At 32.7% G+C, this 14447-nt stretch carries 14 protein-coding genes, 1 tRNA gene and 1 pseudogene; 6 read left to right on the top strand and 10 right to left on the bottom strand.

What is annotated here, in order from left to right; genetic code table 11:
* Position 1: 1 nt before the first annotated feature.
* The 4 genes and pseudogenes from KCG49_RS00885 to KCG49_RS00870 form a co-directional block, all read right to left on the bottom strand.
* The gene (locus KCG49_RS00885; protein ID WP_218544291.1) at positions 2-1462 is read right to left on the bottom strand and encodes an arginine decarboxylase; all 1461 of its coding nucleotides are present in this window, start codon (positions 1460-1462) and stop codon (positions 2-4) included.
* Between the two features lie 712 nt (positions 1463-2174).
* Complete coding sequence (locus KCG49_RS00880; protein WP_218544290.1) at positions 2175-2690, bottom strand: hypothetical protein; 516 nt, start codon at positions 2688-2690, stop codon at positions 2175-2177.
* 178 nt (positions 2691-2868) lie between these two features.
* Positions 2869-3969 (bottom strand): HNH endonuclease family protein, encoded by a 1101-nt coding sequence (locus KCG49_RS00875; RefSeq protein WP_218544289.1) that lies wholly within the window; start codon positions 3967-3969, stop codon positions 2869-2871.
* Positions 3966-4955, bottom strand: a pseudogene (locus KCG49_RS00870) (adenine-specific methyltransferase EcoRI family protein). The gene KCG49_RS00875 and the pseudogene KCG49_RS00870 overlap by 4 nt, the downstream one beginning before the upstream one ends.
* A gap of 220 nt (positions 4956-5175) precedes the next feature.
* Here KCG49_RS00870 and KCG49_RS00865 point away from each other — a divergent pair.
* A complete protein-coding gene (locus KCG49_RS00865) occupies positions 5176-5736 on the top strand; it encodes a hypothetical protein (protein WP_218544288.1) in 561 nt (186 codons plus the stop codon).
* A 173-nt stretch (positions 5737-5909) separates the two neighbouring features.
* On the opposite strand, the gene KCG49_RS00860 is transcribed toward KCG49_RS00865, so the two are convergent.
* Positions 5910-5983 (bottom strand) — tRNA-Met (locus KCG49_RS00860).
* A gap of 130 nt (positions 5984-6113) precedes the next feature.
* Between KCG49_RS00860 and KCG49_RS00855 the strand changes: the two genes are divergently transcribed.
* Positions 6114-6506, top strand: coding sequence for an START-like domain-containing protein (locus tag KCG49_RS00855; protein ID WP_218544287.1), 393 nt, complete (start codon positions 6114-6116; stop codon positions 6504-6506).
* A 67-nt stretch (positions 6507-6573) separates the two neighbouring features.
* Positions 6574-7428, top strand: a complete 855-nt coding sequence (locus KCG49_RS00850; protein WP_218544286.1) for an aminotransferase class IV — start codon at positions 6574-6576, stop codon at positions 7426-7428.
* Here KCG49_RS00850 and KCG49_RS00845 read toward each other — a convergent pair.
* The 5 genes from KCG49_RS00845 to KCG49_RS00825 all read right to left on the bottom strand — a co-directional run bounded on the left by KCG49_RS00845 (position 7425) and on the right by KCG49_RS00825 (position 11969).
* Positions 7425-7979, bottom strand: coding sequence for a YqgE/AlgH family protein (locus KCG49_RS00845; protein WP_218544285.1), 555 nt, complete (start codon positions 7977-7979; stop codon positions 7425-7427). The genes KCG49_RS00850 and KCG49_RS00845 overlap by 4 nt on opposite strands.
* Positions 7980-8108: 129 nt before the next feature.
* A complete protein-coding gene (locus tag KCG49_RS00840; protein WP_076620986.1) occupies positions 8109-8381 on the bottom strand; it encodes an HU family DNA-binding protein in 273 nt (90 codons plus the stop codon).
* 194 nt (positions 8382-8575) lie between these two features.
* On the bottom strand, positions 8576-9535 hold the full coding sequence (fmt, locus tag KCG49_RS00835; protein WP_218544284.1) for a methionyl-tRNA formyltransferase: 960 nt from the start codon (positions 9533-9535) through the stop codon (positions 8576-8578).
* Positions 9532-11427: a RecQ family ATP-dependent DNA helicase gene (locus KCG49_RS00830; protein ID WP_218544283.1), complete on the bottom strand. Its 1896-nt coding sequence runs from the start codon at positions 11425-11427 to the stop codon at positions 9532-9534. Before KCG49_RS00830 ends, fmt begins: the two co-directional genes overlap by 4 nt.
* Positions 11427-11969, bottom strand: a complete 543-nt coding sequence (locus KCG49_RS00825; protein WP_218544282.1) for an AAA family ATPase — start codon at positions 11967-11969, stop codon at positions 11427-11429. Before KCG49_RS00825 ends, KCG49_RS00830 begins: the two co-directional genes overlap by 1 nt.
* Positions 11970-12047: 78 nt before the next feature.
* Here KCG49_RS00825 and KCG49_RS00820 point away from each other — a divergent pair, with 78 nt between their 5' ends.
* The 3 genes from KCG49_RS00820 to murA all read left to right on the top strand — a co-directional run bounded on the left by KCG49_RS00820 (position 12048) and on the right by murA (position 14400).
* On the top strand, positions 12048-12341 hold the full coding sequence (locus tag KCG49_RS00820) for a DUF493 family protein (protein WP_218544281.1): 294 nt from the start codon (positions 12048-12050) through the stop codon (positions 12339-12341).
* A 92-nt stretch (positions 12342-12433) separates the two neighbouring features.
* Entirely contained in the window at positions 12434-13078 is a 645-nt protein-coding gene (locus KCG49_RS00815) for a DUF4290 domain-containing protein (protein ID WP_218544523.1), read from the top strand.
* A 5-nt stretch (positions 13079-13083) separates the two neighbouring features.
* The gene (gene murA / locus KCG49_RS00810) at positions 13084-14400 is read left to right on the top strand and encodes a UDP-N-acetylglucosamine 1-carboxyvinyltransferase (RefSeq protein ID WP_218544280.1); all 1317 of its coding nucleotides are present in this window, start codon (positions 13084-13086) and stop codon (positions 14398-14400) included.
* Positions 14401-14447: the final 47 nt, after the last annotated feature.

Genomic DNA, 14447 nt, shown 5'->3' with positions numbered 1-14447 from the left:
TTTATGAGTTAGCTAATTGCAATTCTGTATTAGAATTTGATTTCGTAGTTGTTTTTGTTCTTGAGTTGTTGTTGTAGCCTAAAATCCCCATTAGGTCTTCACTTTTTTGTTGGTCTCTAAATATCTCAGTGGTTATACTTCCATTGTTATCCTTATGAATCAAGATATGCTTTGGTGCAGGAATTAAGCAATGTTGTAAGCCTCCATAACCTCCAATAGTCTCTTGATATGCACCAGTATTAAAAAAGCCTATATAAAGTGGTTTGTCTTTACGGTATTTTGGTAAGTAAATGGCATTAATGTGCTGTTCGCTGTTGTAATAATCATCACTATCACAAGTTAAACCTCCTAATAGTACTCTTTCGTAGCTATCTTTCCATCTATTGATTGGTAGCATTACAAAACGTTTATTAATTGCCCAAGTATCTGGAAGTGTCGTAATGAATGATGAGTTTATCATATTCCATTTCTCTCTGTCATTTTGTTGTTTTTGATAGAGTACTTCATAAATTGCACCACCACTTTCACCTACAGTAAAGCTTCCAAATTCGGTAAAAATATTTGGTACATCAACATCTACCTCATCACATGCAAGTTTAATTTGATTTACGATTTCATCAATTATATATTCATAATCAAAATCGAAAGCCAAAGAGTTTTTAATTGGGAAACCACCACCAATATTCAAACTATTTAATGAAGGACAAATCTTTTTTAAGCTCGTGTAAACTTTTAAGCATTTTAAAAGTTCATTCCAATAATAGGCGTTATCCCTAATCCCAGTATTAATAAAGAAATGCAGCATCTTAAGCTCTGCCTTAGGATTGTCCTTTATCTGCTTATTATAAAAAGGAACAATGTTTTTGTAACCTATCCCTAATCTTGAAGTATAAAATTCAAACTTAGGCTCTTCTTCAGAAGCAATACGAATACCAACATCAAATTTTCCTTCTATTTCATTTGAAAGCAAATCTATTTCCTCGTAATTGTCAATTATAGGAATACAGTTCCTATGCCCATTATTTATAAGTCTAGCAATGTTAGTAATGTATTGTTCTCTTTTAAAACCATTACAGATAACAAATGTATCATCATTTATTTTACCATCTGTTTTTAGACTTTCTACAATATCAATGTCAAAAGCAGATGATGTTTCAATATGAATATTATTTTTTAAAGCTTCATCCAAAACATGTTTAAAATGCGAGCTTTTAGTACAATAGCAGTATTTATATGTACCGTTATAATTGTGATTCTTAATAGCATTACTGAACCAGTTCTTTGCTCTTATGATATTATTTGTAATCTGTGGTAAATAGGTAAATTTTAAAGGCGTTCCATAGGTTTCTGCCAATTCATTTAAGTCTAAACCATGAAACAATAGGTTATCTTCCTCTAATGTAAATTCAGATTGAGGAAAGTCAAATGTTTGATTGATTAAATCAACATATTTCGTATTCATCTTAGATTTTATAAAAGTTATTTGAAAAGAAGGCATAACAAAATACCTTCACAGAGTGAGACCAAATAATTTTTATCAAATCATAATCTGATATTGTGCTTTGGGAACAAAACACAAATTGTATTGCGTAGCAAAAATTTTAAACGCGGAAGTTAGCTCTAAATTTCGGATACTTACACCATAAGCTGCTTTTGAATTTGACTTCCTAATTTTCAAAAGCCCGAACGTAAAAACAGTTTTCACTTTGTTCAGCTAAAAGCTCCTATAATCAAAGCTTTTATAAAACTAAAGTAAATAAAAAAAATAAAAGAAGGTATAAGTAATCATCTTTAATTATTCCCTATTTATTTTTTTGTGTTGTACCTATGTTGTGCACAAATAAAAAAACCCAAGAAATTTATTCTTGGGTTTTCCTTTATTTACTTAGTAGCGAGAACGAGAATTGAACTCGTGACCTCCGGGTTATGAATTTAACAAGTATATTTTTAATAATATAAAACATTGATAACTAGGTGTTTAATTTGTATATTTTTAATGTAATATGTATGAGTACATATACGAATACATGTTTGATTATGTGATTTAATTTTTTAATATTCAATTACTTATGATTTTGTAAAATCACAAAACATTACTTTTTTTAATTTTTAGATTTACAATATTTGAAAATTTCAATTAATTATAAAAGCTTTCTGTGTTGTATTTCAATGATTTACATTAGTGTATGTGGTTTGCATTTAAGTTTTATCTCTTCAATGGCATTTAGTACTTCTTTCAAATCAAGAGTTTCACCACGAAAAGTTAAAATTCTGTTTACCTGATTATATTCTCGATGAGAATTCTTAGGAAGTGACCATTTTGTTGGTTTAAAAGGATTAAAAGATAAATCAATATAAATACTACTCGATTTATTCTCAAACCAAATCTGAATTCGCTCATCATAATGTTCAAAATGGTTACGAAATTTTCGGTTTGACAGAATATTATTGTCGTCAATATTTAGCATTTTTCGCAATCTTTTGCTACGAGCTATACTCTTATCATTAGAGTGAGACCAAAGGATTTTAGAGATGTTTCCAGCTGCAACAAGAATTGACTGAATTGAACACCAAACTTCAATATGGTCAAAATTTCCAGGATCAACAGGTAAACGATTTTCAGCTCGTTTAGCAATTTCTGATTGCAGTACTATCTCACCCATATAAACAATTTCTGCTAAAGGATTCATCAACGTATTTAAAACTCGTTTTACATTCTAATTGTATTACATATCAACGGTCTCGGCTATTAGTAGTTGCGTGGTTTAGCACTAAACTTTGCAAGTACACACCAAGTTGGAAATCCGCGAGGATTTTCAGAAGTAGGCGAGAACAAGCAATTACTTATAGCGATTGTTGTGTACCGTTTTATTTTCCTCCTTTTATTCTATTAGCTTCTTTAGATAACATTTGACAATTTTCGGCAGTTGTTTTTCCTCCTAAATGCCAAGGCGTAATATGGTCAGCTTCCATTTCTTCAATTTCATAATGTTCTCCGTCTACAGGACAAATTCCTTTTTGTCTTTCATACGCTTCTCTTCTTTGATTTGGACTAAAAGCCCTAATGTTTAAATACTTCTCTTTTCCTGTTAAAATGTATTGATAAATACCCTTTTTCTTGGTGACGTCTTCATCTTGCATTAAACGAGCAATGTCTAGTTCGATTTTTTGAGAGTCATAATTTCCGTCTTTGAATTCATTGTACAAAGTGCCCCAATCAACTCCTTTCATTTCTTTACGATATTTTGGAAATACTGCTTTTACCCAATTTATTACACTTTGGAAATAAAGCCAAAGCTGATTTGCATTAGGGTCGTGCTGATGATTTAGCATATGAACCTCAATATTCCCTTTAGAAATCCATTTAATGGTAGTTTCTAAATAATCTTGTCTAATTGGTGACCCATTTAAATAATCACTTCCAATCGCATAAGCTGGACAACCACTTTTACTAAAATATCTTTTAGCGTCCGTTACCCAACTTCCTGAGTAAACTGCGTTTCTTAATTCTTGGTCTGTTAATTTTTCGCCAGCAATGTTAATTGTCTTAAACCACTCTAATTTTTCACTATCAGTTCCGCTACACACATAAATCATTAGTTTATAGTCAAGTATTTTTTCTTGCTCATCTTGTTGAAGATTGTGAAAAGCTCTGTGATTTGGGATATCTCCGACAATTACGGAAAAATCTCCTTCAACATATTGGCAAAGTGAAATCGTTCTTTGTTGTCCGTCTATAACCTCAAAATTTCCGTCTTCTCGGACAGCCCAATACATTACATTAAGAGGAAAACCTTTAGTCACAGTGTTTATTACTGCATCACGTTGTTTGTCTTTATATATGAATTCTCTTTGGTACGGTGGACGAATATCTAATTTACCACCAAAACCAATTACTCCATTTTCTTCATTGTCTTCATATCCATCAGTTAGTTCACGAACTGTTATTTCTTTTAATTCTATTTTCATAATTCTCTATTTCGGATGAATATTCTTTTATAGGCTGCTTTACTATTATATAAACAAGATTTTGAGCCACCTTTCCAGAGACCTCCAGAATGACCTATCCCATTATCTTCTCCCATTCCAATTATTTCGAATTGTTCAGGATTATATTTATTCATAAATGTTACAGGAACTCCCATAGCTCCTTTATAATCCATTGGTATTTCTTTTGTTTTGCTTACCTCAATAGCATCATAATTTTCATATTGTGGATATTCCTCTGAATTGTAGCTTTTATACAAAATCATCTTTTCGTGCCTTTTGGAAATATCGAGATTGGTATACCATTGAACACCTGATACTCTTATCATTCCTTCTTTATGGTCAGCATCAGTAGCATAATCTTCATAATGTTTATTAATAAAATGAGCCATATTCCTTTTGAAACCATATCCAAGCCAAATTTTATTCTCTTTGATTAGAGGAAAAATTTCTTTGTAAGTAATTGCATTTTGATGACCTATAATTAAGAAGTCTTTTTCATATTCAATTAATTGTATGACATATTCTCGAAAAAGGGAAAATGGTGGATTTGTTACAACAATATCTGCTTGTTTGAGAATTTCGATGCTTTCTTCACTTCTGAAATCTCCATCTCCATTTAATTGAATTATACCTATTTCTTCTATATCAGGAACATTGTTTCCATTCTTGTCTCCTGTGTATTCTAACATTATTGCTTGTTAAGAATCATTTTGACTAAATAAGTCTCTGTTTTGATTTTTGTAACAAGTCGTTATTAGTTTTTTTAGTCCTAATTTCTCGAAGTTATAAGAGAAATAATGAAAGAAATTACTAATTCTTGGGTCATCGCAATTACAATAGACAACCTTACCTCTAAAATGCTTTTTATAGTGTTTTAACTCTCGTTCAATGTCAGCTAATTGAGTATAGAATTCATCTTTTTTTCTTTTTTTAGCTTTATGTAAGTCAGTGTTTTTATTTGGCATTTATTTTCTTTCTTATTCTTTGGTTTGTTCAGTTTCTCGTTTTTACAAATGGTACACAACAAGGGAATAAAAACAATGTTTTTAGCCCCATTATGTATATAATAGGTTATTAATATTAAATATTGGTCAACAAGGAATTGTTAGTAAGGGATTCACTTGTGCTCAAGTTAATAAAAATTGTAAACTAAATTAGTATACTTGATTACAATTTTAAACGTCTATGGATAATAAGTGTATAGATTATATAATAAAGCATAAATGGGAAAAAGTTAAAACTTGTCCATTATGTCATGAAAGACGCAAATTTTACTATTTCAAAGTCACTATAAAGTGTGCTAAATGCCGTAAAATATTCTCTATTAGAAAGAATACGATTTTTGAAAACAGCAAAGTTCCATTAGTAAAATGGTTTAAAGCTATTGAATATGTTACTGAGTCAGAAGAGGGTAATAATTCTGTTAAGCTATCAAAGCACATAAAGGTTACACAAAAAACAGCCTATTTTATGCTCAGAAAAATGAAGAGATTTGGTGTTGTAAATCCAAGACTAACTAGAAAAATACAAAGACAAAATAATAAAATTTTGAGCGAACTAATAAGAAATAAAATACTTAGCACAATAATATCAATGTCTGGTAAACCAAAGATATCATATAAAGATTTGCCAAAGGACAGAAAGGAATTTTATGAAAGATTAAAAGAAAAGATTAGGATAGGAGAAGAGACCATGAGAAAAAGAAAAACAGCCTATGAAGCTGCAATTATAAGGGCCATAAAATAGTTTGGGTTTGTTAGGTATATAACTTGGGTTCATTAAGTATATAGTTGGTTATATATAGTATATAAAAAAATGGTTAGACCTCCGGGTTGCACATATACGATTTGTAGTTATTAAGCTTAATAAAAGCTATATAAAAACAAAAGACCCTAATAAAATAGGGTCTTTGAGAGTAGTAGCGAGAACGAGAATTGAACTCGTGACCTCCGGGTTATGAATCCGACGCTCTAACCAACTGAGCTACCTCGCCATTATTGCGGCTGCAAATATAAAAACAAATTCTACGACAACAAACATAACAATCCAAAAAAAATAATTTTAGTTTAAAGTTTTGAATTGTACCATAATTGTATATATTGAGCCTATAATACTATGCTTATATGGACGATAAAGAAAAATACGAAATGGAGTTTGTAATACAGGCATCTCCTTCACTTATATACCAATATATATCAACACCTTCTGGTTTATCGGAGTGGTTTGCGGACAACGTTAATTCGAGAGGGGAGTTGTTTACTTTTATATGGGATGGCTCAGAAGAACAAGCCAAATTATTAACCAAGAAAAGTGGCGAACGTGTTAAGTTTCGTTGGTTAAGTGACGATGAAGATGGAGCGACTTATTATTTTGAAATTCGAATTCAGGTCGATGAAATTACAAAAGATGTATCATTAATGATTACCGATTTCGCCGAAGATGATGAAATTGAAGAAGGAAAAATGCTTTGGGAAAATCAAATTGGTAGCCTTAAACAAGTTTTGGGCTCGAGGTAACAAGTAACTAACTCAACTATTATATATTTGTCTCGATTTAATTGAACCTAAATCGGGACATTTTTTTATGGTAAACTTTAACGGAAGCTTAGTCAGTAATACAGAGTCTAAATTAACTTTAGAAAATAGGGGTTATAAGTACGGAGATGCACTTTTTGAAACCTTAAAAGTAGTCAATGGTAAAATCTTTTTTTGGGAAGACCATTACTTTAGGCTCATGGCGTCTATGCGCATATTGCGTATGGATATTCCTATGAATTTTACTATGGAATTTCTTGAAGCCGAAATTCTTAAAACCGTAGAAGCTAATAATTTAATTGATAGTTCAGCTAGAGTACGATTGAATATCGATAGAGGTGAAGGTGGGAAATATTTACCAAGTGAAGATGCAGAGATTAATTTTAATATTGTTACCGAATTTCATGATAATCCATTTTACACAATCGCCGCCGATACAACATATATAGTAGATTTATATAAAGACTATTTTATGGCACCAGGATTGCTTTCTGGTGTAAAGTCCAACAATAAAGCAATACAGGTTATTGGCAGTATTTATGCCAAAGAAAACGACTTTGATAACTGTCTAATTCTTAATACAAATAAAAGTGTTATAGAAGCTCTAAACGGAAATCTATTTTTAGTAAAAGGCGATAAGATTAAAACACCACCTTTAGAAGATGGGTGTTTAAAAGGTGTAATGCGAAAACAAGTTTTAGAAATATTATCTAAAGACGTTAATTTATTTGTGGAAGAAGCATCGATTAGCCCATTTGAACTTCAAAAGGCAGATGAGTTGTTTGTTACCAATGTTATTAAAGGTATTGTTCCAATTACCCGGTATCGTAAAAAAAGCTATGGGAATGAGTTTGCCCAAAAAGTTGTGACTAAATTGAATGCAAAGCTGAGGTTAACCTCTTAATTATAACTCGGGTTTTCAGGTGCATTGGACCATATACTGTAATCACCACCAAGTTCCAGCATTTTTTCTCGCCAAAAAGAATTGCACGATTTCGCGATGATGTTATTGTCATAAACATTTTTTGAAACTAGCCAAGCATTGGATTCCAGTTCATCATCTAACTGCTGTTCTGCCCAACCAGAATAGCCTAAAAAGAATCGGATATCATCTTTTGTAATCTTATTTTCATTTATGAGATTTAATACCACATTAAAATCACCTCCCCAAAAAATACCATTAGATATTTCAATACTGTTTGGGATTAATTCGGGCGATTTGTGTATAAAGTAAAGGTTGTCTTGTTCTACCGGCCCGCCATTATAAACTGTGAATTCAGATTCGGTACCTTCAATCAAGTCTTTAAGGTTGTATTCCAAAGGCTTGTTTAGTATAAACCCTACCGATCCCAATGCATTGTGATCTGCCAGAAGAATCACTGCACGATTAAATGAGATGTCTCCGATAATGGATGGTTCTGCAATTAATAAATTGCCTTTTTCGGGTTTGGTCATCTTTGCCGTTTACTTTATGACAACTAAATCTAGGCTATTTTTGTTAATTAAACAACTTAAACACCTTAAAATTAAAGCAAAAAAAGCCTGCTCATTGAGCAGGCTCTGTATTTTTAAGAAAAAAATGTCTTAGTTTACAGCGTTACTTAAGTCAGAACCTGCCTTAAATTTCACTACATTTTTAGCTTTAATCTTGATAGTCTTACCAGTTTGTGGGTTTCTTCCGTCTCTTGCAGCTCTTCTAGAAACTGACCAAGAACCAAAACCTACTAAAGAAACTCTGTTTCCCTTTTGTAAAGCTCCCTCGATGTCAATTAACATAGAATCTAATGCTTTTTTTGCAGCCGCCTTTGTAATTCCAGCATTCTCTGCCATACCATTGATTAAATCTGTTTTGTTCATAAATTTTAAATTTAAATTGTTAAAAATTTGGTTTTTAATAAAGAATATAAAAATCCATACACAAAATTATTAGGAATATTAAGCTACGCAAGTAATAGCAAGGGAAATAAGCGATTTTGTTAATAAGTTACAGCATTTGTTAATAAAGGAATGCGTTTTATCGGATTTTTTATGATACCAATGGTAATAGGGCTTTACAGAAGTTTTGCAGATTCTGAAAATTCAAAACCATTTAGTAGTGGTTTAATATCCATTTTTCGCTTTCCTGGTAACTGCATTTCTTTTACTTTTATATAACCTCCTGCGCAAGAAACTTTTAATTCATCTTTGGTAGTAAAAATTAATCCTGCAGCATATTCATGACTGGCAATTTCTTTTTTTACATCATATAATTTAATAGCGAGTTGTTCGTCTTCATCGTTATCTAAGTAGCACCATGCAGTCGGAAAGGGATTCAAACCACGGATCTTATTATAAATAGTATCTAAACTTTGTGACCAATCAATTTTACAATTGTCGCGATTGAGTTTGTATGCGGTTTTTAAATCTTTAGATTTTGGTTGAATAGTGGTTGTTACTTCATCCGTTTCAATTAGTTGAACGGTTTTAATTACCAGGTTACTTCCAATGGCCATTAATTTATCATGGAGTTCACCAACAGTCATGTCACCAGTGATTTCGGTTTCATCTTTCAAAACAATAGCACCAGTATCAATTTTTTCATCTATAAAAAATGTAGTCACACCTGTTTTAGTTTCACCATTAATAATCGCCCAATGAATTGGTGCTGCACCTCTGTATTGTGGTAATAATGATGCGTGAAGGTTAAATGTACCATATTCTGGCATCTGCCAAACAACTTTTGGTAACATTCTAAAGGCCACAATAATTTGTAAATTTGCGTTAAGTGATTTTAAGTCTTCTATAAAGGATTCGGCTTTTAAATTTTTGGGCTGCATAATGTGTAGGTTATGCTCCAAGGCAAACTCCTTAACGGCAGAAGCTCTTAATTTTTGCCCACGACCAGCCTTACGATCCGGAGCCGTGATGACTCCGACAACATTGTATCCATTGTCTAAAAGCGCTTTTAAGGCCGCTACAGCAAAATCTGGCGTGCCCATAAAAACAATTCGTAAGTCGCGTTTTTTTGTCATATAAGTGTATAGGTATTGGCTTGGGTTAGCTTTATTTTATTGATTTCAATCAGTTCGGAAAGGCTTTGTAAAAGTGCTTTTTCACTGTAACGAAGTCTATTTAATAATTGCCGCGAAGATAAATCTTCTGAACTTAAAGCTTTTAGTATTTCATTAAAAATATCATCTTTTGAAGTACTATTGGTATTAGAAGTTTTCTCTAAACATACTGAGCATTGTCCGCAAATTGCTTTTGTTTTTTCACCGAAATAGGCAAGGAGTTGCTGATTCTTACAAACAGAATTATTATTGATATAATTAAGGACAGCTTCAACCTGCTGGTGTTTTAACTTATGCTGTTGCTCAATAACTTTTGCAATCGGGTTTATAGTAATATCATCTTCTCGAGGTTTTAAAAATGTAATTTCTGAATCGGTATTTGCTATATTTAGGCTTATTACATTATCATTTTCCAGTTTTTGTAACTGAGCAATGACTTGCTTTTCCGAAAGATTTGCTTTTTGAATCACTAAGTTGAGATTCACTTTAGTGTCATAATCAAAAATACCACCATAGGTTCTCAACAATACCTTTACTACAGTATTCAACTCTAAATGATTTTCCAAATATTGAAATAGGGCAGCGTTAGAGGTTACAAACTGAATCTTTGTTCTAAAATTGAAATGCTGCGTTAAAGTGATAATTGAGTTTCTATCTAACAACAACAAAGCATTGTATGTAATACTTGGATTTAATTTATATATGCTACAAAACGATTTAAAATCAAACTGATAAGTAGTGTTTTCACCTTCACCATAAGCAACTTGAAAATAGCTGCACAGCTTTGAGTAAACCTTTTTTACAAAACTAACCGATGGCAGTGTACTTAAAAACTGACTACGTAAATGATCTTCATCAATATGTTGTTTTAATATAATGGCGTGCGCCAATTTTCCATCGCGACCAGCACGACCAGCTTCTTGATAGTAACTTTCTAAACTCTCTGGTAAATTGAAATGAATTACGGTTTTTACGTTGGCTTTATCAATTCCCATTCCAAAGGCGGTCGTCGCCACTATAATTTCCTTTTGGCTATTAAGCCATTGTTGTAGACGCTCCTGTTTTTCTTTATTGGTAATACCTCCATGATAATAAGTGGAAGAAAACCCTTTGGACTCTAAATAATTATGAATATCTGTTGTCGCTCTTCGATTTCTTACATAAATTATGGATGATCCTTTATGCATTTTCAGTATATGCTCTAACTGAAACAGTTTATCATCCGTATGGATCACATGATAAGCAATATTTGATCTAGAAAAGGATGTTTTATAAACCTTGGGGTTAACAAAATCGAGATTTTCTGTAATATCATTGATTACATGGTGCTTCGCTGTTGCCGTGAGCGCTATACAATTAACATGAGGGTGGATTTGTCTTAAAATGGAAATGTTTTTATATGCTGGCCTAAAATCATTTCCCCATTGACTGATGCAATGTGCTTCGTCTACAGCTATAAGATTCACTTTCATTTGCTGAATCCGCTCTTGTACTATTGGTTGTTGTAAACGTTCTGGTGATAGATATAGAAATTTATAGTTGCCATAAATACAGTTATCTAATTGGGTGTCTAAATCTTTATAAGATATGCCAGATGTTAAAGCTATGGCTTTAATACCTTTTTGTTTTAATGTATTCACTTGGTCTTTCATTAAAGCGATTAGAGGCGAGACTACAATACAAATCCCATCCTTTATCAATGCAGGAATTTGAAAACATATCGATTTACCACCTCCTGTTGGCAATAACGCAAAAGTGTCCTCATTGTCTAAAACTGAAGCGATAATGTCTTCTTGTAAAGGTCTAAACGAAGTATAATGCCAGTAACGTTCTAAAACTTCTATTGGATGCATTACCCTAAATTTAAGTAATCCAAAACAAAATCAGTTCGTGCTTCTATGGTTCCAAATGGAACATCAATGAGTTGATAATCAAAACGCATATAGGTTTTTAAAAGATGATGGTGAATTTCTATAGCCTGTTCAAAATTTTCATAGCGTTCACTATCACTGGTGAAAATCTCTTGCCAAGGTGCCAAAACAAAGATAAGATCGTATTTATGATTTTCACACGCCTCAATAAAATGTTTGGGGTAATCATCACCAACATAATCCATATATGCAATAACATCTGGTAAACCTCTATCTAGAAAAACTACATTTTCATTCTCTTTTTCAGCATTCAAGAATTGTCGTATTCTTCCTTCTAAAAGCTTTCTACTAAATAAAAGCGGTTCAGTTATAAAAAGCTGATCGATTCCTTCTTTTCTGGCTTGAAGTGTCACTTCTCTAGAAACTTCATCATAGCAAAAAAAACCACGGACTTTCAAGTGGTTTATAATCGATGTTTTTCCTGTTCCGGGACCACCAGCAATGACAACTTTTAATGGATTCAAATTGGCAATATTTTTGCAGTAAAATTAAATATAAAAAATGTAAAGTTAAATGTATCTTTGCATCTGAAAATTTTTGACATGGATAGTTCTAAGAAAAGCGACGAATTTTACGAGAAACTTAAATCACAATTATACGATACCACGCTCTGGCCGTCTGAGTATTTATATAAGTTTATTGTGGTTTCTAAAGGATCGGGAATCCAGGACATAGAAAACCTTTTTAATGATTTGGGGGCTGTAATTAATACCAATACATCTAAAAATGGTAAATATACGAGCGTGTCCATAAATGTTAGAATGAAAAACCCTGATGCAGTTATAGCTAAGTATAAAGAAGTGGCAGAAAATGTGGAAGGAGTAATTTCCTTATAAAATTTCTTTTTGGCTGCTTAAATTTTTGTACTTTGCAGCAAAACCTAGAGACTTCAGGTTTTTTTATATTATTTACTACACAAATTTTAATTTTGATTGACGATTTAGAATACAACACAGAACGCGAGCATTTAATTATACCGGAGTATGGACGCCATCTTCAAAAGATGATTAATTATGCAAAAACCCGCGAAACCAAAGAAGAACGTAATAAAGTTGCTAAGGCCATAATTTCGGTTATGGGGAATCTACAGCCACATTTACGCGATGTGCCTGACTTTCAGCATAAGTTATGGGATCAACTTTTTATAATGTCCGACTTTGAATTGGATGCAGATTCACCTTTTGAGAAACCCTCAGAAGAAGAATTAAAGTCTAGACCAGAACCTTTAAAATATCCACAAAATCATCCTAAATACCGTTTTTATGGTAACAATATTAAAACGATGATTGATGTGGCCGTAAGTTGGGAAGATAGTGAACTGAAGGAAGCTTTGGTTTATACCATTGCCAACCATATGAAAAAGTGTTTCCTGAATTGGAATAAAGATACTGTCGAAGATGCAGTGATTTTTGATCATCTTTATGAGCTTTCTGGAGGAAAATTGAATCTTAAGGATAGTGACGAGGATTTAAGCGATTCTTCTAGTCTAATGCGCTCTAAATCTAAGTACAGTAATAAGAATCATTCAAAAAAGCCTAAGAAGAAATATTCCAATAACAGAAAACGTTACTAAAACGTATGGGAACATTTAAAATAGAAGGAGGTCATAAGCTCAAAGGAAAAATTCAGCCTCAAGGAGCAAAAAACGAAGCTTTACAAATTTTATGCGCAGTACTTTTATCTGCCGAGGAAATAAAAATAGACAACATACCAGACATTATTGATGTTAATAAACTTATAGCTTTACTAAAAAAGCTTGGGGTAAAAATCAATAAATTAGGTAAAGGTTCTTACACGTTTAAAGCAGACGAGGTTAACCTAAAATATTTAGAATCGGCTGAATTTAAGGAAGATGGAAAAGGTTTAAGAGGTTCTATTATGATTGTTGGGCCTTTACTGGGGCGTTTTGGCAAGGGTTACATTCCAAAGCCTGGTGGCGATAAGATTGGCCGTCGTCGCTTAGATACCCATTTTGAAGGTTTTATTAATCTTGGTGCTAAATTCCGTTACAATAGAGATGATTTGTTTTATGGAGTGGAGGCCAATAAATTAAAAGGAACTTACATGCTTTTAGATGAAGCTTCCGTAACAGGAACTGCTAACATCGTTATGGCCGCAGTATTAGCGGAAGGCACAACTACAATATATAATGCGGCATGTGAACCTTACTTGCAACAATTATGTAAAATGCTAAACCGAATGGGCGCAAAGATATCTGGTGTCGGTTCTAATTTATTGACTATTGAAGGGGTGGATGAGCTTGGTGGAACTGAGCATAGAATGCTGCCAGATATGATTGAGATTGGTAGTTGGATTGGTCTAGCTGCTATGACAAAAAGTGAATTGACCATTACTAACGTAAGCTGGGATGATTTGGGTGTGATACCTAGCGTATTTAGGAAAATTGGAATCAATATAGAACGCCAAGGAGACGATATACATATTCCTGCGCATATTAATGGCTATGAAGTACAAAGTTATATAGATGGTTCTATATTAACCATTGCTGACGCACCTTGGCCAGGTTTTACTCCAGATTTATTAAGTATCATCCTAACGGTTTTAACTCAGGCTAGGGGAAGTGCTGTAGTCCATCAAAAAATGTTTGAAAGTCGTTTGTTCTTTGTTGATAAACTTATTGATATGGGAGCGAAAATCATACTCTGTGATCCACATAGAGCCACGGTTATAGGCCACGATTTTAAGTCGACCTTAAAAGCTACTACAATGACATCACCAGATATTAGGGCAGGTGTGTCTTTGTTAATTGCCGCCTTATCTGCTAAAGGGACATCAACCATTCATAATATTGAACAAATTGATAGAGGCTATGAAAATATAGACGAACGCTTAAGAGCTATCGGCGCTAAGATTGAGCGTTTGGAAGGAAATTAGTTTTCAGTATTAAGTAAAGTACATAGTAAAAAGTGTAAAGTAAGATC

This window comes from Winogradskyella luteola (assembly GCF_019203985.1).
Lineage (GTDB): Bacteria > Bacteroidota > Bacteroidia > Flavobacteriales > Flavobacteriaceae > Winogradskyella > Winogradskyella luteola.
The sequence above is the reverse complement of the archived record's forward strand: the minus strand, read 5'-3'. Positions and strand labels throughout refer to the sequence as shown.